A 23,897-nucleotide genomic window follows, 5' to 3' on the forward strand; every position below is an offset into this window, starting at 1 on the left:
TTTCTGATACTGATGATTTGAAAGGGGGATTTTGGCGCTGGAGGATGAGTTACTGTCTACGATGCAGTTACGCGTGAGCGCGAAAATCTGCTATCACTTCACCTGCATTTGTCACATCTTCCTCGTGCGCCGCTTCGCGCCAGGTTTCCGCTAGTGCATCTTCTAGCCATTGTTGCATCGCGGGCAATGTCAGCAAATGTTCGCAGTAGGCTGCGGCCTCTGGAGAGACAGAAAGCTGATAGGTTTTGATACGGAAGACGACGGGGGCAAAAAATGCGTCTACTGCTGAAAACTGTTTCCCTGCTAAAAACGGCCCGCCAAATCGTGTTAATCCTTCCTGCCACAGCTCACTGATACGGGCAAGGTCGCTGCTGAGAGCCGGTGACATCTCGTTCAACTTGACGCGCACGCCGCAGCTCATGGCGCAGGTATTGCGTAGTGCGGTAAAACCAGAGTGCATTTCGGCGGCGGCACTGCGTGCCCAGGCGCGAGTTTTGGCATCGACAGGCCAGATGCCGGGATGCTGTTCAGCCAGATATTCGGTAATCGCCAGTGAATCCCAGACGGTGGTTTCACCGTCGATCAGGCAGGGTACCTTTGCCGTCGGCGAAAAAGCCTTAAATGCCGGCTGTGCAATGCCCGGTGCAAAAGCAACCTGCTTTTCTTCGAAAGGAACCGACAGTGTTTTCAACAGCACCCACGGGCGCAGCGACCAGGACGAATAGTTTTTATTGGCGATATACAACTGATACATGTCTGGGGCTCCTTCTGTTAACGAAGCCTTAGCATTAGCACGAAAGACGGTAGAAATCATCCTGCATCTATTTGCCTGTATGCTGTGTGAGGATCGCAATAAAGCCCGCAACCACCATGGGAAAGAGGGATATCAGGCGAAGATAACCTGCTGGCAATGCCTCTGTAGTAGCGAGAGTTCGGGTTTGTCCGCGCTAGACGTATCAGTCACCACCATGTCGATTTCCTGCATGGTGGCATAGACCACGCGGCTGGTGACGCCAATCTTGCTGTGATCCGCGAGGATAATGCGCGTTCTGGCATGCTGCACCATGGATCGGGCAATTGCTGCCTCGTGGTGAGCAAAGCTGGTGGCACCAGAGACCGCATCGACACCGACCGGAGAAAGAAGCGCCACGTCGGCACGGTAGCGTTCCAGTTCATTGATGGTGATATCACCACTGGTTGCCTGTGCTGAAGCCCCCATGTATCCACCGAGTAGTATCACGCTATGCTGTGCGACTGATTCTGCTGAGGTGAGTTTCTGTGCGACGGTTAGACTATTGGTAATGACCGTCATCCCCGGCATGGAAAGCAGTTCGTCGGCTAACAGAGAGGTTGTACTGCCCGAGTCGATAAACAGCGTCTGCCCGGCCTTTAGCTGTTGTACTGCCGCACGGGCAATAGCCTGCTTTTCTTTTTCACGCACGGTATTGCGAATGGACAACGGTGGTTCAGGTTCCTCCGTTGTGGCTACGATCCCGCCATGAACACGGCGCAACGCCCCTACCGCTTCCAGCTTGAGAATATCGCGTCGTACGGTTTCGCGCGAAACACCGAGATGTTGAATAATTTTCTCGGTGCTCACCCGGTTTAATGTTGAGAGCAGAGCTTGTATGCGATGTAACCGCGTTTCTTCTAACATAGCTGTCCATTCGTTAATGTTGTGACACCGGTTACCATGATTGTCGCTTTTCTGTCACAAGATGCAGAAGCAGTGCGGTCATCGCCACGATGCCCATAATACAGGTCGAAAAAGCGGCAGCCTGTGACGTAAAGCCTGCTTCATCCAATCGCATAACGGTGACGGCACCTAACGGCAGCGACGGCGTGACCAAAAAAATCACGGCTGATAGTGTAACCATTGATCGCATGAATAAAAACATGGCGACTGAAATCAACGTGACGCGCATGGCGGGCAGATACACATCACGCAAAATACGTACCACGCCGCCGCCTAAAACAGTAGTGGCGTCTTCCATCGCATGCGGCACGTTGCGTATTCCCATCATCATCGTGGTGTAGCCTTGCGTGTGATAGTGGTAATAATTGCATAGTGCCACCAGCAGTGCCGATCCATACAGCATTCCCCAAGGGAGGTCGGCCGTATTGAACGTGAACACGTAAGAGAGCCCCAACACCAGCCCGGGAACGGCAACAGGCAATGCGCTTAGCAGCACCGCAGTATTGGCAACTTTGCCGGGTTGCCGATGAACGCCGAAGGTCAGCAGGAATAACAGTACGGTACCAACCACCGCCGCCAGTGCGGAGATCCAGACTGACGTCCACAGTGGCGTATAGCCTCCCGCGAGATCGATATCGTAATGTTTTAGTGTCAGATCCAGCCGGTACGGCCATAGGCGTATCATGCTGGCAATAATGACGGTGCCAATAACAGCGACAATCGTGAATGCGATAGTCATCGTTGCCAGATAGAACGACATATCGCGCGTGCGTAGCGGTTGTGGAATGTGTGGGATCGCCGCATGTGAGCCGATCGCTTTTTGCCGTCTGGCCGTTGCGCGTTCTATCCAGATCGATGCAGCGGCAGGTAACAGGAGCAGGATCCCAACGACGGCACCCATGCCGAATTTCATTTGACCACTGACCTGGCTGTAGATTTCTGTCGCCAGTACCGAGAAGTTGCCGCCGATGACAATGGCGTTGCCGAAATCTGTGATCGTGATGGTGAAGATGACAAAAGCCGCACTCAGCAGGCCGTATCGTAGGCCGGGGAGGGTGATATCCAGAAACTGTCGCCAGTCAGAGGCACCAAGAACGTTAGCAGCTTCATACTGGCGAGTATCGCTATGACGCAGCGTGGTACGAATGATTAGAATTGCTTGCGGTAGTGCGTACAGGACGTTGGCGATCAATAATCCCCAGAAACCATAAATATCCAATCGCACGCCAAGAAGATTACCGATAATGCCGTTTCTTCCCAGCAGAAAAATTAGTCCCAATCCCAACACCAGCGAGGGCGCAAGTATCGGTAGCGAGGTCGCAAATGCGATAAAACGCTTTGCTGGCATTGCCGTACATTCCAGCCCATAGGCGACAATAAACCCCAGCAAGAGCGTCACCAGTGTGGTGACGATGCCAAGTAACAGGCTATTGATCGTCGCCCGCCAGATGCCTGGCGAATCCATTAGCGCCAAATAGTTTGATAATCCAACGGTACCATTTTGATCGTTCAGCAGACTGTGCCAGACGATACCCAGCATCGGTATGCCGAAGAACATGAGCAGTGCCAGCAATGGGATCCACAGACACAGACGAGAAAGCCAGCGGTCACTGGCCGTTTGCGGGGGAAGGAGTGTCTGATTCATGCTTGCACCCAGGCGCAGTCTTCTGCGCGAATCGAAAGATGAACGGGATCGCCAGGGTGCCAGTTCACGGCGCTGCTGGTTTCGACCAACAGCGGCTGTGACTTCCATATCACCTGTACGCGTTGGATACTGCCGAGGAAACTGGTGTTGATAATCCGTCCCTCAGCGCCTTCCGCTTTATGTAGGGCAATCCTTTCCGGGCGGATAAATAATTCGGCATCTTCCGGGAGCGCAGACTCTTGCGCAGAGGGGAGGAGTTCCGGCATCCATGTATTGACGACATCACGTGACAGCAAATTACTGTGCCCCATGAATTCGGCAACGAAACGTGTGCGTGGGCTGGTATAGAGTTCGTGCGGTGTCCCTTCCTGCACAATGCGTCCACCGTGCATACAAATGATTTTATCCGCCATGCTCATGGCTTCTTCCTGATCGTGCGTGACCATCAGGGTGGGAATGCCGAGCCGCTGTTGCACATCGCGTAGTTCCTGACGCAATCCGGCGCGTACGCGCGCATCCAATGCAGAAAGGGGTTCATCCAGTAATAGTAAGGAAGGGTTGACCGCCAGCGCGCGTGCAATAGCGACACGCTGCTGCTGCCCTCCTGAGAGCTGGGCAGGATAACGATCGCCGAACCCGCTCAGGCGCACGGTGTCCAGCAGGTCGCTGACGCGAGCGGCAATTTCCTCGGCAGGCGTCTGGCGAATTTTGAGACCATAGCCAATATTTTGTGCAATCGTCATGTGGGGGAAAAGTGAGTAGGATTGGAATACGATGCCAAAGCCTCTTTCCCTTGCCGGTACGTTGACCAGATCGCGATCGTCCAGCGTGATTTTTCCCCCATCACAGCTTAGTAGCCCGGCAATGATGCGCAGCAATGTCGTTTTGCCACAGCCGCTAGGCCCAAGAAGGCAGACAAATTCGGCATTTTCGATCGACAAATTGATGCGATCGAGAGCGACATAACCCTCAAAGCTTTTATAAAGATTTTGAATAACCAGTGCCATGATGCGACCTCTTAATTACGACTGCCGCAAAGGTAGATAGATTCTTCGCGGCAGTCTTTACTGCGAATGCAGGCCGTTATCGGCCGATGGATTTTTGCCAGGTTGCCAGTGTGGCGTCACGATCGTTGGCGCTTTGGGTAAAGTCCACGGGGTAGAGTACGTGTGTAAGGTCGGCTGGCAGTCCCGCCATTTGCGCGGCTTTTGACTGTTCTACGCCAGGAATGGTCACGATCTCTTTATATTTGGTGTACAGCGTGGCGGCATGGCTGGAAAGCGTCCAGTCAAGGAACCGTTTCGCGTCGGGTTTGTTCTTGGCTGCGCTCATCAGGGCGGAGGCTTCTAACTCATAGCCAGCGCCATCGTTTGGGATCACCATTTTGACGGGGTAACCTTCTTCAATTGACTGCATTGCGGCGAAAGCCAGTGACACGCCGATGGCATATTCCCCCGTGCGTGCTGCTTTACACGGACGTGAGCCTGACTTGGTATATTGGGCGATGTTGCCATCCAGTGACTTCAGAAATGCCCAGCCGTTTTGTTCTCCTTTCGCTTGCAGTAATGCGGCGATTTGCAGGTAGCCTGTACCGGACGAAACGGGATTGGGCATCACAATCTCCCCCTTATAAATCGGATTCGTCAGATCCTGCCAGGATGCGGGTATCGGAAGGTTCTTGGCTTTTAGCGCTTCGGTGTTGACGCAAAAGGCCGCCATATAACCGGTTGCTGCAAACCACTTGTGATCCGGTGCGCGATAGGTGGTTGCCAGACTGTCACTGCCTTTGGCATCGTAAGGTTCCAATAATGCAGATAACCGTGGATCCATCACGCTGGTTACGGCCCAGCCCCAAATGACGTCATGTTGCGGATTTTTGGATTCGGCCAGAATCCGTGGGCCAAGGTCGCCGGTAGACAAGCGCAGTACGTTAATGGTCAGGTCGGGCAAGTCTTTTTTGGCCTGTGCGACGTAATCTTTGATCTCATCTTCTTCCAGCGAGGTATAGACCGTGATGGTGCCAGCATGTGCGGCAGCGTTAACCAGCGTGGCACAGGTGAACGCAGTGAGCAGACTAACGCGGCGAAATAAAGATCGGTTCATAAATGTTCCCCTACGGTTGTAGAAAATGTTGGTATCAATGTTCCCCTCGTCTCGAACGGGGTATAACCCGTTTTGTGCATTTTTGTGTTTATTGCGAGTGGTCTGAGATTTTTAGCACTAATCATGCCATTTTCTTATCTGATGAGAATTATTGTAAAAATAGTCAGTTATATTAATGCGTTATTGATTTATTATACGCGCCCAGTGACTTAAACAACGAATGAATGGCGAGGGATACGCTTTATTGTGACGAGTTTATTGCACTTTTTTGGCATTTTCGTGCATCATAAAAGTGCATTTTTTTGTATTTGTGTATTTTATTGCTTTTGGTGTAGGGTGAGTGTTATCTGAACATGCGCGATGCGTTTTATCTACGTGATACGCAGTCGGGCCACAACTTTGATACAGGAGTCATTATGGCGACACGCTCAACCATCATGGATACCAATAGCTTTCGTACTGAGCATGCAGATACGCTGGATGAGGATACGCGTAGACTGACGAATAAGCGCACCCAGGTATTAGGGGATTCTTATCGCTTGTTCTACCGTAACCCGGTGCATCTGGTACGCGGCGAGGGACAATATCTGTGGGATGCCGCCGGGCATAAATACCTGGATGTCTACAACAATGTCGCCAGTATCGGACACTGTCACCCTGCGGTTATCGACGCCGTTCATGAGCAAATGCGTCAGCTCAATACTCACACCCGCTATTTACACGAACGTATTCTGGATTACTCTGCGGATATTCTTAGCACGGTGCCAGCCGCCATCAATAAGGCGATGTATATGTGTACCGGATCGGAGGCTAACGATCTGGCGATCCGCGTGGCTCGAGCCTACAGCGGCGGAACAGGCATTATTGTGAGTCGAGAAGCCTATCACGGGACCAGCGAGTTGACGTCCGGTGTGTCACCTGCGCTTGGAAGCGGGCAGCCTTTGGCGGCGACAACCCGTCTTGTGCCTGCTCCCGATCGTTATCGCGTGAAGGCCGCGGATCTGGGCGCCTGGTTCGCACAACAAATTCAATTGCAAATTGATGATATGGCCGCGAACGGCATCAAATTCGCTGGTTTTCTGGCTGATTCCATTTTTTCTTCGGATGGCGTATTGCCGGGGCCGGCTGGCTACCTGAAATCGGCAATAGAGGTGGTGCATGCCAATGGGGGTATTTTCATTGCCGATGAGGTCCAGCCCGGTTTTGCCCGCACGGGCGAGCATTTTTGGGGATTTGGTCGGCATGGCATTGTGCCTGACGTCGTGACATTGGGTAAACCGATGGGCAACGGCATACCGGTGTCGGCGCTATTGGCAAAAGCTGATGTGCTGGCGGCATTCAGCGATGACATACCCTACTTTAATACGTTTGGTGGCAACCCAGTGTCGATGGCGGCAGCGCAGGCGGTCTTAAACGTTATCCGCGAGGAGGGTTTACAGGAACATAGCCGCATTGTCGGGGAAAAATTGCAGCGGGAGCTGGCGCGGCTTGCAGATCGTCATGCGTGTATCGGCGATGTGCGCGGGGCGGGGTTGTTTATTGGTTTTGAGCTGGTTAGCGATCGAGAAACAAAGACACCGGATAAAGCACTGGCGCTGGACGTGGTTGAACAACTTCGCGCTGAACGTGTCCTCACATCGGTTGCCGGTCCGCATGGCAACGTGTTGAAGTTGCGCCCGCCGTTGGCATTTCAGGAGCATGATATTGACTGGCTGGTCGGGGCACTCGATCGGACATTACGTTTGCAGTCACATCGGCGTTAATTTTCCTCAAATACGCATGCGTCGGTGACTGTCCGCCGCATGTGGCTCGATGCTGTACGTTTTTTCTTCGTCATCGCCCACCCACCTAGGTTGAATATGAATTATGCGTATCGCTTAGCATTATTCTTGCAGTTTTTATTAAATGAAATCTCAATAAATGCACTATATTACGCGCTGTGCATTTGAGTGCGTCGGTGTGGCAACCACTATCGGGAAGCCTTATTCGCTTAAGGCCGGAGAAGGTGTTTTTCTCCATGTCAGAGAAGGGATGTGACCGTCGAAATCTTCAACCTGTCTTGAGCTTCAGTGCCTCGTTCTGCTCTGACGCCTGGATTGACTGGGTCTTTATAACGAATGAAATGGCTTACTTCACTGACTATAGCAATTGGACTTGCCTGTAATCCGGCGTTTGCGCAGGAGTTGACGTCTGTGCCGGCATCAATATCGCCTTCACATCAGCAGCGTGATGCATTTGTCACGGATCTGCTGAAGAAAATGACGCTGGAAGAGAAGATCGGCCAGCTCAGATTAATTAGCGTCGGGACAGATAACCCGAAAGAAGCCATTCGGGAAATGATTAAAAACGGCCAGGTCGGCGCGATTTTTAATACGGTGACCCGCCCGGATATCCGGGCGATGCAGGATCAGGTGATGCAGCTCAGCCGCCTGAAGATCCCTCTATTTTTTGCCTACGATGTGGTGCACGGCCAACGCACTATTTTCCCTATTGCGCTGGGGCTAGCCTCCAGTTGGGATATGGAGGCGATTGCGAAAAGCGCGCGCGTGGCGGCTTATGAAGCGACAGAAGACGGCCTGAACATGACCTGGGCACCAATGGTGGATATCACCCGCGATCCTCGCTGGGGACGCGTTTCGGAAGGCTTCGGTGAAGACACCTGGCTGACCAGCAAAATTGCCGGAGTGGTCGTAAAATCCTTTCAGGGTGATGACGTAACCGGACGCCATTCGCTAATGACCAGCGTCAAACACTACGCGCTCTACGGTGCGGTTGAAGGTGGCCGTGACTATAACACGGTGGACATGAGCCCTCAGCGCATGTTTCAGGACTATATGCCGCCTTACAAAGCGGCGATTGATGCGGGTAGCAGTGGCGTAATGGTGGCGCTGAACTCAATCAACGGTACGCCAGCCACGTCTAACAGCTGGTTGCTGAAGGATGTGCTACGCGATCAATGGCATTTCAAAGGCATCACTATTACCGATCACGGTGCGATTAAAGAATTGATTAAGCACGGCGTTGCCAGCGACCCGCGTGATGCGTCACGTCTGGCGGTTAAATCCGGTATCGGAATGAGCATGAGCGACGAGTATTTCGTGCGCTATCTGCCAGAGCTGGTGAAAAGCGGTGCGGTGAGCGTGCAGGAAATCGACGATGCTTGTCGTCAGGTGCTAAACGTGAAATATGATATGGGGCTGTTTGAAGATCCCTATCGTCATCTGGGCGTCGCGAGTTCCGATCCGGTGGATACCAATGCGGAAAGCCGCTTACACCGCCTGGATGCGCGCGATGTGGCGCGTAAGAGTCTGGTGTTGTTGAAAAACCGCCTGCAAACGCTGCCGCTGAAAAAGCAGGGCACGATTGCCGTCGTCGGGCCACTGGCTGACAGCCAGCGCGATACCATGGGCAGTTGGTCGGCGGCCGGTGTAACGAAACAGACGATTACCGTTTATCAGGGCCTGAAAAATGCCGTCGGTGATAAAGCCACTATTCTCTATGCCAAAGGTGCCAACGTGAGTAATCACAAAGGCATTATCGACTTCCTGAATCAGTATGAAGATGCCGTTCAGGTGGATAAACGTCCACCGCAGGTGATGATTGATGAAGCTGTAGAAGCCGCGAAGAAGGCAGATGTGGTGGTCGCCGTTGTCGGTGAAGCCGCCGGGATGGCGCACGAGGCTTCCAGTCGCTCGAATATCGATCTACCGCAAGGCCAGCGCGATCTGATCGCGGCGCTGAAGGCGACGGGTAAACCGCTGGTGCTGGTACTGATGAATGGTCGCCCTCTGGCGCTGGTTCGTGAAGATCAGCAGGCTGATGCGTTACTGGAAACCTGGTTCAGCGGTACGGAAGGTGGCAATGCGATTGCCGATGTGTTGTTTGGCGACTATAACCCGTCCGGCAAGCTACCGATGTCCTTCCCGCGTTCTGTCGGTCAGATTCCGATATATTACAACCACCTGCCGTCAGGTCGTCCTTACACGCCAGAAAACCCAGGCAAATATACATCCCACTATTATGATGAAGCCAACGGGCCGCTCTATCCGTTCGGTTACGGTCTGAGCTATACCACGTTCAGCGTGTCAGACGTGCGTTTGTCGAGCCAGACGATGAAGCGTAACGGGACGATCAACGCCAGCGTAACGGTGAAAAACACCGGTAGTCGTGCTGGGGAAACGGTAGTTCAACTGTATCTGCACGATGTAGTGGCTTCCATCAGCCGTCCGCTGAAAGAGTTGCGTGGTTTTGAGAAAGTGATGCTTCAACCGGGAGAATCCCGCACGGTCACCTTCACGCTCGATCAGGATGCACTCAAGTTCTACAATGCCCGCATGCAGCAGGTAGTAGAACCCGGTCAGTTTGATGTCATGATCGGTCTGGATTCTCAGCGCGTGAAGCGCGATAGCTTTACCCTGCTATAATGGTGTTTGCCTCGCCGCCGGTGCTTCCGGCGGCGAATACACGCATGGTGACGATCGAAATGCAGTGTGATTGTCGAAATAAAGTGTGATGACCGGAGAGTAGGGGATTGCTGGAGGAAGGTATGCCGTTGACTGAAGTCGTGTTGGTTGATGAAAATGACAAGCCAACGGGCGTAATGGAAAAGCAGGAAGCGCACGTAAAAGGAGAGTTACACCGTGCGATTACCGTCTATATTTTCAACTCTCGCCAGCAGTTGTTATTACAGCAGCGGGCAGAAGAGAAATATCACAGCGGCGGTTTATGGAGCAACACCTGTTGTAGTCACCCTGCACCCGGTGAAGAGACGCTACAGGCGGCACACCGCCGTTTGTATGAAGAGATGGGGTTACGCTGTGAACTGACGCCGATGTTTACGCTCACTTACCGCTTGCCGCTGAATAACGGGTTGATTGAGCATGAACTGGGGCATGTGTATTTTGGCGTGACGGATGATGTACCGCAACTCAATCCCGATGAAGTGTCGAGCTATGAATACCAGTCGATAGGCGAGATCGCACAGCGGATAGTGACGACGCCCGAGCAATTTACTGCCTGGTTCCAACTGACTTTCGCCCGTATTCCAGAGTACTGGCAAGCATTTCTGTCAACGCAATCGCGTTAGTCTGAGATAGCATTAATTGCCGCGTTTTAGTGCGGCACCGTTCGTGCATTCGTCCCGTAGGAATAGGGTGAGCGCAGTAGGTCGAAAGTGTCAGCCTGCGTGCTCGATAATAATGTAACCCACCAGCACCATGCCGGACATACCACCTAAGGCGAGCAGGGCAAAGAGACCGATAATACCGATTTTTTGAAGCGTCATCAGGTTATCCTTTTGTTAATTACCCCGAATTATAAAGCCTTCCGCCCATGAAACAAGGCCGAAACGCCTCTCACTTTTTAAATACACCCCATTATCGAAATAAAAGTAGCAGACCGAAAAAGAGCAAAATGACGCCAGCACAGCGCTCAATTGGGTTAAGCCAACGTGTTAAACGCTGCTGAATCAATGGGCGAGCGATTAGCGAAGCGATGAGTAGATCCCATACCAATACGACAGAAAACATCCAGCTACCGCTGACGAATTGCTGTGTAGTCGTTACCTGTGGCCCGAGAATACTGGTCATCAGGCTGATATAGAACAGCATGTTTTTAGGATTCAACAGCGACGAGCCGAGCCCTAGCAAGATTTGTTTACATAGCGTCGGGCAGATGCTGGACTGCTGTTCTGCCTGTAGCGATGGTGCAGAACGGCTTTTTAGTAACTGATAACCAACCCAGATCAGATAAGCCGCACCGCCCAATTCGATGGTGGTAAAAAGTGTGGGTGAGTGCTGAATACCTGCCCAGCCGATCGCCGCCAGCAGGATATATATGCCGTTGCCCAACGCGATGCCCAGACAGATTCCCACGCTGCCGCGGAGTCGGTAGCGAATGGCGTAAGCTGTCAGCAGAAAGAAATCGGGGCCAGGGCTCAGTAGCGCCACAAAATGCGCCAGTGCCAAAGCAGGAAAATGGGCAGGGAAAAGAGCGTCGGCGGAAAAGAGAGAGTGGGTAAACAGCGTGTTGATAAACATGATATTTCTGACCTCGATGAGTAATCGAAGCCAGTCTAGACAAGGTGTTCGGCTATTTATTGTCAAATATTGATCGCGCGTACTGACCCGGTGTCGCGGCGGTGTATTGCACAAACGTTTTGTGGAAATGGCTTTGGTCACAGAAGCCGCTTTGGTAGCCGACATCAACCAGCGGCGTACCTTGCTTCAGTAGCGACTTGGCATACTCGATACGGGCATTATTAAGAAATGCCATCGGCGTAATACCGGTATCGTGACGAAACTGCCGCACGATAGTTTCGCGGCGTAGGTTCAACTCGTCCGCTAGCGTTTCCAGCGAGGGCGATTCTTGCAGATTATTCAGCAAACGCTCGCGTACGTGTCGTGTCGTGGTTTGTAACGTCTGATGAGGCAATGCTGGCTTAGGCAGACAATATTGCTGCCAAATGGGAACCAGCATCGCGTTGAGAAGGTTGTCTGCCGATGTGATTTCTCCCCGATGCAGCAGGGCAATAAGATGCTGATAACGCATAAACAGAGTGGGATCGCGTAAGACGACACGGTTGCAACGCACGCTATCCGTCTGATAATTACAGTGGATAGCGATCTGATCGAGACACCACGCGGTATCCAGATAAAGCATGTGATAACTGCGCGTTTTCTCAGGAAGCGGGTTACAGCGGTGCGGCTGTTGGGGATCGATAAAGATCAGATCGCCAGCCTGTAAGTGATGCGTTTCGTTGCGATAATGACATAGCGTTTCGCCGTGTTCGATCGCCCCAATTGAGAATTGCGCATGGCTGTGCGTTTTATAGGCGTGGCTACTGTTGCGTGTGGTGCGACTTTCAACATGCGGTAATCGTGGCGAAAACCAGTACGATTGGTTAATGGCATGAACCGAAGACATAATTTCCCGAAGATAGCGCTTACCGCTCGCGATAAAAACAAGGCTTTACCCTAATCGCTGGGTGGAAGATTGTCGAGAGCGGAATCATCGCGCACGTGATATCGGCTGACGTCGCCGGACGTCTGTGGGACAATGACCGCCAGATTACACAGATACAGAGTATGCATGACGCTGTCCCCCGCAATAAAGTTGCAGATTGGTCAATGGTATAAGGCCCTGCAAGAGCAAATCCCGGATTTTATTTCCCGCGTTCCCCAGCGACAGATGATTGCCGAAGTGGCAAAAACGTTGGCGGGTGATTACCCGCGCCATCTGGCTATCGAAGCACCAACCGGCGTCGGGAAAACGCTTTCTTATCTTATTCCTGGTATTGCGGTGGGGCGTGCGGAGGATAAAACGTTAGTGGTGAGCACGGCGAATGTGGCGTTGCAGGATCAGATTTACAGTAAAGATCTCCCTCTGTTGCAGAAATTTATTCCCGAACTGAAATTTACCGCGGCATTTGGTCGTCGTCGTTATATTTGTCCACGTAATTTGGCGATGCTGGCAACCGATCCTGATGCACAGGGGGATTTACCACTCTTTCTGGATGATGAACGGGTGTCCGCCAGTAAGGAAGAAGAACGTGTCTGTGTAAAGCTTGAAAAAGCACTGCAAGGTCATGCCTGGGATGGGCTGCGCGACCATTATCAGGATTCGATAGCCGATAGTCTGTGGCAAAAACTGAGTACGGACAAAGCAAACTGCCTCGCACACAACTGCCATTATTACCGTGAGTGTCCGTTCTTCATCGCACGGCGTGAGATCGAGCAGGCCGATGTTGTCGTCACTAATCATGCGTTGGTGATGGCGGCGATGGAAAGCGAGTCGGTGCTTCCTCCCCCTAAGAATTTACTGTTAGTGCTCGATGAAGGCCACCATATTCCTGATGTCGCTCGCGATACGTTGGAGATGTCTGGAGATATTCATCCGGCTTATATGATGGCGCAACTGGAACAACTGGTGCAGCTCATCGGGCAGTGTATGGCGCAATTCGCGCCTAAATCACCGCCGCGACTCGCGAACAGTGAACGGTTAACCAGCCATTGTGAGGAGATCCGCGAGTGCGTGCTGTCTTTCTCGCAAATGTGCGAGCTGTTTCTTCCGCATGACGGGCAGGACACCGAGTACCGTTTTGCGATGGGGAAAATGCCGGATGAAATGCGTGAACTCTGTGTGCGGTTGTTCAAGCTGACCGACACGCTGCGGGCGCTGGCGGAGTATATGCTTAACGATCTCAGCGAGAAGACGGGTAAGCATGACGTGGTGCGTGTTTATCATGCATTGCTGAAAATGAGCCGTCAGCAGAGCTATCTGGAATCCATGAGCAAGCTATGGAGGCTGGCAGCGATGGAAAAATCGTCGAACGCGCCAGTTTCCAAATGGATCACGCGGGAAGTACGTGATAACCAGCCGCATCTTCACCTGCACTGCGCAGGAATTCGCGTCTGCGATCAGCTTGAAAGGCTGCTATGGAGTAAGGTGTCACACGTTGTGGTGACCTCGGCCACATTGCGCTCGCTGAATAGTTTTGCACGCATACAGGAGCTTTCCGGTCTGGGTGAGCAGGAAGGGGACACGTTTATCGCACTGGATTCACCGTTCAATCATCGTGAACAAGGGCGTCTGGTGATTCCTAGAATGCATCATGAACCGCTGATGGAATCTGAAGCGCAGCATATTGCTGAGATGGCGCAATTTTTCCGGGCAGAGTTAAAGCAGGATAAGCATAAAGGTATGTTGATGCTGTTTGCCAGCCAGCGTGCCATGCAACTCTTTCTGACGCAGGTGACCGATTTACGCCTGATACTGCTGGTTCAGGGAGATAAGCCGCGCTATAGGCTGGTTGAATTACATCGTCAGCGGGTACAAGAAGGCCAGACCAGCGTACTGATTGGCTTGCAGTCATTTGCGGAAGGCTTGGATCTGAAAGGGGAGCTGCTTTCTCAGGTACATATCCATAAAATAGCGTTTCCGCCTATCGACAGCCCGGTGATTCTGACGGAAGGCGAATGGCTCAAAAGCCTCAAACGACACCCGTTTATCGTACAAAGCTTGCCCAGCGCCTCGTTTAACCTCATCCAACAGGTAGGACGCCTAATTCGTAGCCATGACTGTTTTGGTGAGATCGTTATTTACGATCGCCGCCTGCTGACCAAAGGCTATGGCGCACAATTGCTGGCAGCACTACCCGTCTTTCCGATTGAACAACGGGATATGCCATAACAAATTCTTCTATACCGTTTGTCGAATAAAAGGATAAATCGCCACTATTTAGCGCTATATTTTTTTATTCTTATTTGTTAGATTTGTTTCGCAACAGCAAGGATGCCGTTGATACGTGTTACGAATCGTGTCATTACGCAGTGCAGTTTTTATCAACCAAGGATTGGTGCCATGATGAGAATTAACGCAGCTAATAAAAACTCCTTCCTTTTCAAAAACGAATGCCATTTCGCATCCATTTCCGTAGCTGTGCATATCGATACAAATAGTAAAAATTAGCCATCGAACTTTATTATTTATCATTTGATAATAGCGAAAATAATTGGTGTTCTTTCTTTATTATTTCCTAATAGAGATAATTTTTATTTATATGAGTTTTTGGATACATTCTAAATAATTCGAGTTTCAGGCAGGCGGCAAGAGAAGGAATCCCGAGTAGCGCAGCCAACGCACAAACAACTTGATGCATGACGGGCATATAATAACTTGGCTAAACTTTATTTAGCCAAGAGTCGATCATCCTGCCGCCATTATTACGCCGTGCAATATAGCCATTGCATAAAGGGATTTAGGATTCTGATCATCCCGATCAGACTTATGGAGAAGAAAAAATGGCTTTACGAGATTTACAAGATGAAGACACCGCAACATCTGCATTGGATGCGGCTGGTACGGGATTTAGCGATGTGGCGCCGTTGTTCTATAACCATATTCGCGGTGGCGACCTGGTGTTGAAGGAGATACCTTCTTTCACCAGCGATCACGCTGCCCGTGAAATTACGCGCGATGGCCTGACCTGGAATGCGAATGAATTTGGTAAACCCGCTAATTTGACCTATTCGTTCTTGCAAAACGTGAGAACAATCCCTTCTGGCGATCAGGGGTTTGTGAAATTCAACGACGCTCAGATTCAGCAGGCTAAACTGTCTCTGCAATCGTGGGCTGATGTGGCTGACCTGACGTTTACTGAAGTTAATCCGGTCAGCGAGAAAGCGACGATCACTTTCGGTAATTATACCCGTGATTCAAGCGGCCAGATTGATAACGATACTCAGGCCTATGGTTATATGCCTGGTGATTACTCCGCGGCAGGTAGCACCTGGTACAACTACAACGTTGATAACATTCGTAGCCCGGATACCATGGAATATGGTCGCCAGACGCTGACGCATGAAATCGGCCATGCGCTGGGTCTGAATCACCCAGGTGATTACAACGCGGGCGAGGGCAACCCGAGCTACCGTGATGCGACCTACGCTGAAGATACGCGCCAATATAGCCTGATGAGCTACTGGAGCGAGCAGAATACTGGCGGCGATTTCCAGGGGCACTATGCTGCGGGTCCACTGATTGACGATATCTCGGCAATGCAACTGCTTTACGGCGCGAATATGACCACCCGTACTGGTGATACAGTATATGGCTTCAATTCCAACACGGGTCGTGATTTCTATTCAGCAACGAGCAATAGTGACACACTGCTCTTTTCCGTTTGGGATGCGGGTGGTAACGATACGTTTGATTTCTCGGGTTACAGAAACAATCAGAATATCGATCTTAATGAAGGGCGTTTTTCTGATGTCGGCGTCCTGAAAGGTAACGTTTCGATTGCTCATGGTGTGGCGATTGAGAATGCGATTGGCGGTTCAGGCAACGATACTATCATCGGCAACGATGCAAGTAATATTTTGCAGGGCGGTGCGGGTAATGATGTTATTTACGGTGGTCGCGGGGTCGACACGCTGACCGGCGGGGCAGCCCGAGATACTTTTGCCTATACCCACGCGAGCGAGTCTTCCTTTACGTCAGGTTATGACACCATTACGGATTTCCAACGCGGCATCGATAAAATCGATCTGTCGGCGTTGAATTCAAAAGGTGACTTGCAGTTTGTTAATGCTTTCACTGGCAATGGCAATGAAGCACTCATTGATTGGGATGCGGGTAGCAACACCAGCAATCTGTGGCTGAATTTCTCCGGTCAGACTACACCAGACTTTTTCGTACATATTGTTGGTCAGCCCTCTGTGGCCACCGATTTTATTGTGTGATGTAGCAAGGACGGGGTAACCCGTCCTTTTCTGTTATCGACTTGGGGCCACTATGAAAAAATTAATCATCGCGGCGCTGTTAAGTGTAATAAGCGGAGGATGTATGGCGAGTAGTCTGAAGTTGCCTTCAGCAAGTGAACTAAGCGGCGTCTGGCAATTACGAGACGGTGAGCAGGAGTGTGAGGTTGTGCTGCACAGTACACCGTTAGTGGATAACACCTGGCGTCTTGACGGTGATGCGCAGTGTTTAAAAGCGCTACTGTCCGATGTTCCTGCTGGCTGGCGGCCGACGCCGGATGGCATCACGCTAACGAGAGAACAGGGCGATTCTGTGGCGTTCTTTAGCAAGGAAATAAAGGGCTACACGCTGATATTGCCTGATGGCAGTACACGGACGTTGCATAAGCAGCCCTGACAAGAGAGGCAAACGCAGTGAGTCAACTATCAAATAAGGAACGTTCGTTGTTGAGTATACTGCGTCCTTTCCGGCGCAGCTTCTGGAGTATTGGGATTTTCAGTGCCATCGTTAATCTGCTGATGCTGTCGCCTTCGATTTATATGCTTCAGGTGTACGATCGTGTGCTGGCGTCAGGAAATGGCACCACGTTGCTGATGCTCACCTTGCTGATTGCCGGGTTGGGGATATTCATGGCGGCGCTCGAGTGGGTACGGAGTCTGGTGGTTGTCAGACTCGGTACACGGATCGATCTACAGCTGAATCAACGGGTCTTCAACGCCGCGTTTGAGCGCAATCTGGAAGTCGGTGAGGCAAAAGCGGGTCAGGCGTTAAACGATCTCACGCTATTACGGCAGTTTATTACGGGCAATTCACTGTTTGCCTTCTTCGATATCCCCTGGTTTCCCTTCTTTTTATTGGTGCTGTTCCTGATCCATCCCGTTCTCGGTCTGTTGGCGCTGGGGGGCACTGTGGTGTTGGTGCTGTTGGCCTGGCTGAATCAGTATCTCACCACATCGCCTTTAGAAGCGGCAAATCATGAAGCGCTACAGGCGACCCACCTTGCGGATACGCAACTGCGCAATGCGGAAGTCATTGAATCAATGGGGATGTTGCCAAATTTACGGCGTCGCTGGCAGGGGCAACATTATCGCTTTATTACGCTGCAAAATCTGGCCAGTGAACGGGCTGCGGTTGTCGGGGCGGCCTCAAAGCATGCGCGTATTTTTTTGCAATCGCTAATGCTTGGGGTAGGTGCCATGCTTGCGATTAAGGGCGAAATTACGCCGGGAATGATGATTGCGGGGTCAATTCTTGTCGGGCGCGTGCTGAGTCCTATCGATCAGCTTATTGGTATTTGGAAACCGTTGAGCAGTGCGCGACAAGCCTGGCATCGGCTGAATCGAATTATGACGGCTTACCCACCCAGAGCCGAGACGATGACGCTGCCCGCGCCAGTGGGTCAGCTTAGCGTCGAGAATGTGTTATTACAGACTCCCCAAGGGGCGCCACGATTGCAGGACATCCATTTCTCGCTTCAGGCGGGGGAAACGCTGGCGATTCTTGGGGCATCGGGCTCAGGAAAATCCACACTGGCACGCCTGCTGGTTGCGACGCAAACACCGACGCGTGGCAAGGTGCGACTGGACGGGGCCGATCTCAGTCAGGTAGATAAAACGGCGTTTGGTCCGGCAATGGGCTACCTGCCACAGGATGTGCAGCTGTTTAAAGGCACGCTGGCGGAGAATATTTCCCGCTTTGGCGAGCATGATGCGCAAAAGATCGTGGCGGCAGCGAAACTGGCTGGCGTCCACGAGATGATTCTTAGCCAGCCACAGGGGTATGACACCCCTCTCGGCGCTGATGGTTATGGGCTCTCGGGTGGGCAGCGGCAGCGCATCGCGCTGGCGCGCGCGGTGTATGGCGATCCCTGCCTGTTGGTTCTCGATGAGCCAAACTCCAGCCTCGACAACGAAGGTGAAATTGCGCTGGGGCAGGCGATCTCACACCTTCAGAAACGGGGAGCGACGGTGGTACTGATTACGCATCGTCCAGCATTAACCACACTGGCGCATAAAATTCTGGTTCTCAATCAGGGTAAGCAACAGCGCTTTGGGCCTGCACGCGACATTCTGAGCGAATTGCAGCCGCGCCGTGCCGCAAATCAGGCACACATGACACCTTCTGCCGCCGTCCAGCAGTAACAGGGAATGAGAGAAAACAGGGAAAGACATGTCTGCATCTGAATTGAGCGAAGAGAATATGAACCAGACGGCGCGGCGCGATGAGCAACGTGCCGTGCGTCTGGGGTGGTTGCTGGTGCTTGCCGGATTCGGCGGCTTTGTTCTGTGGGCACTGTTTGCGCCGTTGGATAAAGGCGTCATGGTGAATGGCAGCGTTGTGATTTCCGGTAATCGCAAGGTTGTGCAGCACGCTCAGGGCGGGATCGTTGATAAAATTCAGGTGAAAGACGGCGACAGAGTCAAGGCTGGTCAAATCCTACTAACGCTGAATGAGGTTGATGCGCGTTCAGTAAGCGAAGGGCTGGATGGCCAATATTTGCAACTGGTGGCGCGAGAAGGCAGGTTGCTTGCTGAGCAGCAGCGCCTGAATGACATGGTCATGACGGCTCGCCTGCAACCGCTCGCGGAACAGCCTGAGATGAGTGTGATTACGGCATTGCAGCGTGATTTACTGCGCAGTCGTCAACAGTCGCTTAAGCTTGAAGCGGAAGGGATGCGTGCAAGCATTGCCGGCATGGAGGCATCGCTTAGCGCCCAGCGGCAGGTTATGTCCAGTAAGCAGAAACAGCGAGAGACGTTGGAACAACAACTGCAAGGATTGCGTTCATTGGCGGCGGAAAACTATGTCCCGCGCAACAAAATGCTGGAGAACGAACGTCTGCTGGCGCAGCTCAGCGGCGATATCGCACAACTGGCAGGGGACATTAATCGCACCGGCCGTGATATTGAGCAACAAAGGCTGCTGATCGCACAACGCCAGCAGGAATACGACAAAGAGGTGAACAGTGAGCTGGCGGAAGTTCGGGCGCTATTGAGCGATGTGGGCAGCAAAAAGGAAAAAGCCGATTTCACTCTGGCGAATATTCAGATGCGTGCGCCCGTTTCTGGCACGGTGGTTGGGTTGAAAGTGTTTACGGAAGGCGGCGTGATTGCGCCAGGGCAGACCCTTCTGGAGATCGTGCCGGACGATCAGCCTTTGCGTGTAGATGCGCACCTTCCCGTTGAATTGGTCGATAAAGTCTGGCCGGGTTTACCCGTAGAGCTTCAGTTTGTCGCGTTTAACCAAAGCACAACGCCGCGTGTGGCCGGAACTGTTGAGCTGCTGTCGGCTGACCGTCTATTGGATGACAGAGATGGTTCGCCTTATTACAGTCTACGCGTTCAGGTGGATGATGAAGGGAAACGTGCGCTGGAAGGGTTGGAAATTAAACCCGGTATGCCGGTACAAGGATTTGTCCGTACTGGAGAGCGGTCGTTCGTCAATTATTTATTTAAGCCTTTAATGGATCGCCTGCATCTGGCACTAACGGAAGAGTAATCATGCAAAGGATCGCGATAGTCGTGCTGTTTGGGCTGACTTCTTCGAGCGCTAACGCATTAGGACTGCTTGATGCCTGGGAGCTGGCACTGCGTAACGATGCGCAATTTCGTGCAGCGGGTTTTGAACGGGCGGCAGGTCAGGAAGAGGAGACGATCGGACGAGCCAATTTGCTCCCTAATCTCCAGTATGGCTATAACGCTAATCGCAGCCATTCTAAAGTCACCCAAACGGATAGTTTTACTGATAACACGCTAAAACGTGATTACAACAGCTACACGTCGACGCTATCACTGCGCCAGCCGCTACTGGATTATGCGGCATGGGCTCGTTATCAGCAGGGGAGAGCTCGTACGCTGATGGCCGATCAGCGTTTTCGCGATCGCAGTCAGGATCTCATGGTGCGGCTATATAAAGCCTGGAGCAGTGCACTGCTGGCGCAGGAAAAATTGCAATTGCTCAATGCGCAGCAGCGAGCCTATCAGGAACAACTGACGCTGAATAAACGTCTCTTGCTGGCTGGTGAAGGGACGCTAACGGATGTGCGGGAAACGGAAGCGCGGTTTACGCTGATTGAAGCGCAGCGCATTGAGCAGCAGGATAATCTGGATGCTGCAATTACCGATCTGGAAAATATGACCGGGGCAGCGCTGGATATTACCGGGCTGCATCCTCTGGTGCTTACACAACTTCCGTCTACAGAATCAGCTAAACAGACGCTGGCGCAGTGGCGCGATCTGGCTGTGCAGCACAATGCTAAATTGGCGACACAGCGTGAGGGATTGGCGGTCAGCCGCTATGAAATCGAACGTAGTCGCGCTGGGCATTTACCCACGCTATCACTGGTAGCCTCGTCACGTAATAGCCGTTCCGAGAGCGAATATAACTATAACCAGAAATACGACACGCAAAGCGTCGGCTTGCAGCTGAATGTCCCACTTTATTCTGGTGGTTCTGTCTCGGCATCCATGCGGCAGGCGGCAGCGGAATACCAGCAAAGTCAGGCAGAGCTGGACGATCAAACCAAACAAACGCTGGCGGAGTTGAAAAAGAACTACAACTTGTACAATAACGGATTGGCAAAAATCAAAGCCTGGCAGATGACGGCATCGTCGGCGCAAGAAGCCGTCAAGGCAACACGGTTGAGCGTAGCAGGCGGTGAACGTATTAATCTGGATATTTTGCTCGCTGAGCAAGATTGGTACAACGCCCGGCGAGAGCTGGCAGAAGCGAAATACAGCTGGCTTCAGGCATGGTTATTATTGCGCTATACGGCTGGTACACTGAATGAGAAAGATATTCTGGAACTGGCGGCCTGGTTTCAGCCTGCTGGCAAGCCCTCATTTTAAATGGTTCAATTCTGTAGGATATTGTGCCTCAGTCATACTTAAACTCCTTTAAAATCATCAAATCTCCTCGTTTTGCATAATGGCCTCCATTCTTATCAGGAGGCTTTATCATGAAAAAAATCAAAAAACCGCGTCTTACCGGCTGGATTATGGCATCGGCTTTTCTCTTTGCTGTCATTGGGCTGATTTCACCACAACAGCTTCCCGTCACCATCTATAAGCTCTCGCTTATCTCACTTGCGGCGGTATTAGGCTATTGGTTGGATCGTTCGCTGTTTCCTAAAGCTCGCCCCGGTTTATTCCTTGAACAAGGTAATGAACCTGTGCCGAGTGGACGTTTTCCGGTTCGGGAGGGGCACCACACGGTATTTGCCGCTGCGATGTTACGACGCGCGCTGATTGTGTCAGCCGTCTGCATCGGTGTAGCGATGGGGCTGTGATATGCGACATCTTCTTATCACACTGCTTATTAGCCCCATGCTTTTTAGCACTACAGTCTGCGCTGACACGATCCCTCGTGCCGCGCAGGCGTACCGCAGTGATGTGATCCGCAGCGCACGGCTGGACTGGGGCATGAATGCCCCAATTGCTGATTTTGCGGCACAGTTGCACCAGGAAAGCGGTTGGAATCCAGGGGCGGTATCGCCCGTCGGAGCGCTGGGGTTGGCACAGTTTATGCCGACAACAGCCGATTGGTTCAGCGGTATTGTTCCTGAGCTTCGGACAAATCAACCTCTTAACCCCGTCTGGGCTATACGTGCGCTGACGGGCTACGATCGCTGGCTGTGGACGCGAATCAGTGCCAGTAACGACTGTGAGCGTATGGCAATGACCTTATCGTCCTACAATGGCGGACTCGGCTGGTTACAACGTGATAAGCAACGTGCGAAGATCGCCGGGAAGGACATTCTTCGCTGGTTCGATCATGTGGAAACCGTCAATGCGGGGCGTAGCGCCGCCAACTGGCATGAAAACCGCCATTATCCCGACCGTATCTTGCATCAGTTGGCGCCACGCTACCTGAGCTGGGGGAGGGCGAGCTGTGTGGAATAGTCTGTTTATTACTCACCTGAAATTCTTTCTTTCGCCGCGCGTGGTCGCTGCCCTGCTTACTATTGCGCTACTCCTCGCCGTCTATCTAACCGGCCGCAATCAAGGTTATCAACTGGCGCAAGCGCTGGGGGACGCCGCGTTGGCGAAGCAACTGGCGGCATTTAATTTGCTCCAGCAGCAGCGGGCCGAAACCCAAAATCAGCTATTACGCGCAGCGGCGGAACAATACCAGCAGCAGGTTGAGCGTGGGAATCAACTCGAACAGCGCTATATGGCCGCGCGTCAAAAACTGGCGGCGGATAACGCTGCTCTGCAAAGGAAAATCGACCATGTTACTCAGCAATACATTGACGAAAAAGGCAAGGTTCAGCCTGTGCAGTGTGTGTTTACTCGTGGCTTCGTGCAGTTCTACAACGCCGCTTTCGGTTTGTCCGAAGACGGCGCGGCAGACATTACCGCCGCTGCCCGCCGCACTGGCGCAGCGTCCGGTTTCGGCACAACCGCTGACGCCGAATTACAGCCTTCAGGTGTCTCCCAGCGCGATATCCTCGCCAACATCAGCGACAACGGAGAGCGCTATCAGGCGCTGAGTGCGCAGATTAATGCGTTGCTGGATTACATCGAAGCATTGCAACAGGCAGGGGAGGTGACACGTGAAAATTGAAGTGGAATTTTGGTCGCTGGTCGGCCTGCTGCTATCGTTTATGAGCTTCCTGTTTGCCGCCGGGCGGATTTTGCTTACCCAGATTGAAAAGCGGCTGAACGAGCGTTTTGCTGCGCTGGAAAATGCACGCCAGAAGAGCGAACAGGGATGGACGCGTCTGGAACGTGAATTTCTGGAATTTCGTGCTGATTTACCACTGATTTATGTGCGTCGTGAGGATTACATCCGTGGACAGACGGTAATCGAAGCCAAACTGGATGCGCTTTACAACAAATTGGAGTTGGTACAGCAGCGGTATTCGGGAGGGAGTCATGGCTAATACGCCGTGTATTCAACAGGAATCGATGCGTTGGCATTTGCTCATCGCATTAAACAAAACACGTCCTTATACCGCGAATGAAATGTTTTTATTGGCCGTGATGCAGCGGCTGTATGCCGATACTTCTGAACAGGAACTGCGCCAGGCGCTGGATTATCTGGCCGATCGTAAGATGGCGGTGTTGACCAAAGAGGTCGATGGTGTCTGGCTGGCGAATCTCACCCGTCTGGGTGTGGAGATGGTGGAATATACGGTTGACGGTGTGGTTGGTATTGCCCGACCAGAAAAATACTGGGATCAGTAACGCGTAA

The 23,897-nt window shown here is 52.1% G+C and carries 22 protein-coding genes; 14 read left to right on the plus strand and 8 right to left on the minus strand.

Annotation, left to right across the window (positions count from 1 at the left end):
• Positions 1-67: 67 nt before the first annotated feature.
• The 5 genes from KP22_RS02365 to KP22_RS02385 all read right to left on the minus strand — a co-directional run bounded on the left by KP22_RS02365 (position 68) and on the right by KP22_RS02385 (position 5,444).
• The gene (locus KP22_RS02365; protein WP_039302675.1) at positions 68-754 is read right to left on the minus strand and encodes a glutathione S-transferase family protein; all 687 of its coding nucleotides are present in this window, start codon (positions 752-754) and stop codon (positions 68-70) included.
• 132 nt (positions 755-886) lie between these two features.
• On the minus strand, positions 887-1,657 hold the full coding sequence (locus KP22_RS02370; protein WP_039302684.1) for a DeoR/GlpR family DNA-binding transcription regulator: 771 nt from the start codon (positions 1,655-1,657) through the stop codon (positions 887-889).
• A 31-nt stretch (positions 1,658-1,688) separates the two neighbouring features.
• Positions 1,689-3,341, minus strand: a complete 1,653-nt coding sequence (locus tag KP22_RS02375) for an ABC transporter permease subunit (RefSeq protein ID WP_039302687.1) — start codon at positions 3,339-3,341, stop codon at positions 1,689-1,691.
• Entirely contained in the window at positions 3,338-4,348 is a 1,011-nt protein-coding gene (locus KP22_RS02380) for an ABC transporter ATP-binding protein (RefSeq protein WP_039302690.1), read from the minus strand. Before KP22_RS02380 ends, KP22_RS02375 begins: the two co-directional genes overlap by 4 nt.
• A gap of 76 nt (positions 4,349-4,424) precedes the next feature.
• The gene (locus KP22_RS02385) at positions 4,425-5,444 is read right to left on the minus strand and encodes an ABC transporter substrate-binding protein (RefSeq protein WP_039302693.1); all 1,020 of its coding nucleotides are present in this window, start codon (positions 5,442-5,444) and stop codon (positions 4,425-4,427) included.
• Positions 5,445-5,860: 416 nt separating this feature from the next.
• On the opposite strand from KP22_RS02385, the gene KP22_RS02390 reads away from it, so the two are divergent.
• The 3 genes from KP22_RS02390 (at position 5,861) to idi (ending at position 10,530) form a co-directional block, all read left to right on the plus strand.
• A complete protein-coding gene (locus KP22_RS02390) occupies positions 5,861-7,207 on the plus strand; it encodes an aspartate aminotransferase family protein (RefSeq protein ID WP_039322163.1) in 1,347 nt (448 codons plus the stop codon).
• A 354-nt stretch (positions 7,208-7,561) separates the two neighbouring features.
• A complete protein-coding gene (gene bglX / locus KP22_RS02395) occupies positions 7,562-9,868 on the plus strand; it encodes a beta-glucosidase BglX (RefSeq protein WP_039322167.1) in 2,307 nt (768 codons plus the stop codon).
• Between the two features lie 122 nt (positions 9,869-9,990).
• Entirely contained in the window at positions 9,991-10,530 is a 540-nt protein-coding gene (gene idi / locus KP22_RS02400) for an isopentenyl-diphosphate Delta-isomerase (protein ID WP_039302701.1), read from the plus strand.
• Positions 10,531-10,620: 90 nt separating this feature from the next.
• Here the strand turns inward: idi and KP22_RS22675 are convergent, their stop codons facing one another.
• The 3 genes from KP22_RS22675 to KP22_RS02415 all read right to left on the minus strand — a co-directional run bounded on the left by KP22_RS22675 (position 10,621) and on the right by KP22_RS02415 (position 12,368).
• Positions 10,621-10,728 carry a membrane protein gene (locus tag KP22_RS22675; RefSeq protein ID WP_039322170.1) on the minus strand — a complete coding sequence of 36 codons (108 nt, stop codon included), beginning with the start codon at positions 10,726-10,728 and terminating at the stop codon, positions 10,621-10,623.
• A 91-nt stretch (positions 10,729-10,819) separates the two neighbouring features.
• Entirely contained in the window at positions 10,820-11,467 is a 648-nt protein-coding gene (locus KP22_RS02410) for a LysE family translocator (RefSeq protein WP_039302936.1), read from the minus strand.
• A gap of 67 nt (positions 11,468-11,534) precedes the next feature.
• On the minus strand, positions 11,535-12,368 hold the full coding sequence (locus tag KP22_RS02415) for an AraC family transcriptional regulator (protein ID WP_039322172.1): 834 nt from the start codon (positions 12,366-12,368) through the stop codon (positions 11,535-11,537).
• A gap of 165 nt (positions 12,369-12,533) precedes the next feature.
• Here KP22_RS02415 and dinG point away from each other — a divergent pair, with 165 nt between their 5' ends.
• From dinG to KP22_RS02470, 11 genes are all read left to right on the plus strand, one after another.
• Positions 12,534-14,633, plus strand: coding sequence for an ATP-dependent DNA helicase DinG (gene dinG / locus KP22_RS02420; protein ID WP_039322174.1), 2,100 nt, complete (start codon positions 12,534-12,536; stop codon positions 14,631-14,633).
• A 611-nt stretch (positions 14,634-15,244) separates the two neighbouring features.
• Positions 15,245-16,684: a serralysin family metalloprotease gene (locus tag KP22_RS02425; RefSeq protein WP_039322177.1), complete on the plus strand. Its 1,440-nt coding sequence runs from the start codon at positions 15,245-15,247 to the stop codon at positions 16,682-16,684.
• A gap of 103 nt (positions 16,685-16,787) precedes the next feature.
• Positions 16,788-17,099: a protease inhibitor Inh/omp19 family protein gene (locus KP22_RS02430; protein WP_039302716.1), complete on the plus strand. Its 312-nt coding sequence runs from the start codon at positions 16,788-16,790 to the stop codon at positions 17,097-17,099.
• 17 nt (positions 17,100-17,116) lie between these two features.
• Positions 17,117-18,844, plus strand: a complete 1,728-nt coding sequence (locus tag KP22_RS02435) for a type I secretion system permease/ATPase (RefSeq protein ID WP_039322179.1) — start codon at positions 17,117-17,119, stop codon at positions 18,842-18,844.
• Positions 18,845-18,872: 28 nt separating this feature from the next.
• Positions 18,873-20,201: an HlyD family type I secretion periplasmic adaptor subunit gene (locus KP22_RS02440; RefSeq protein WP_039322182.1), complete on the plus strand. Its 1,329-nt coding sequence runs from the start codon at positions 18,873-18,875 to the stop codon at positions 20,199-20,201.
• Between the two features lie 2 nt (positions 20,202-20,203).
• The gene (locus KP22_RS02445; RefSeq protein WP_039322185.1) at positions 20,204-21,550 is read left to right on the plus strand and encodes a TolC family outer membrane protein; all 1,347 of its coding nucleotides are present in this window, start codon (positions 20,204-20,206) and stop codon (positions 21,548-21,550) included.
• 110 nt (positions 21,551-21,660) lie between these two features.
• Positions 21,661-21,990, plus strand: a complete 330-nt coding sequence (locus tag KP22_RS02450; RefSeq protein WP_039302729.1) for a putative holin — start codon at positions 21,661-21,663, stop codon at positions 21,988-21,990.
• Between the two features lies 1 nt (position 21,991).
• Positions 21,992-22,603, plus strand: a complete 612-nt coding sequence (locus KP22_RS02455) for a transglycosylase SLT domain-containing protein (RefSeq protein WP_039322191.1) — start codon at positions 21,992-21,994, stop codon at positions 22,601-22,603.
• Positions 22,593-23,267, plus strand: coding sequence for a hypothetical protein (locus tag KP22_RS02460; RefSeq protein ID WP_039322194.1), 675 nt, complete (start codon positions 22,593-22,595; stop codon positions 23,265-23,267). Before KP22_RS02455 ends, KP22_RS02460 begins: the two co-directional genes overlap by 11 nt.
• A complete protein-coding gene (locus KP22_RS02465) occupies positions 23,257-23,586 on the plus strand; it encodes a hypothetical protein (protein WP_039302738.1) in 330 nt (109 codons plus the stop codon). The genes KP22_RS02460 and KP22_RS02465 overlap by 11 nt, the downstream gene beginning before the upstream one ends.
• Positions 23,579-23,890: a hypothetical protein gene (locus tag KP22_RS02470; protein ID WP_039322197.1), complete on the plus strand. Its 312-nt coding sequence runs from the start codon at positions 23,579-23,581 to the stop codon at positions 23,888-23,890. Before KP22_RS02465 ends, KP22_RS02470 begins: the two co-directional genes overlap by 8 nt.
• The last annotated feature ends 7 nt before the right edge of the window (positions 23,891-23,897 follow it).

The sequence above is a fragment of the Pectobacterium betavasculorum genome (genome assembly GCF_000749845.1).
GTDB classification, from domain to species: domain Bacteria; phylum Pseudomonadota; class Gammaproteobacteria; order Enterobacterales; family Enterobacteriaceae; genus Pectobacterium; species Pectobacterium betavasculorum.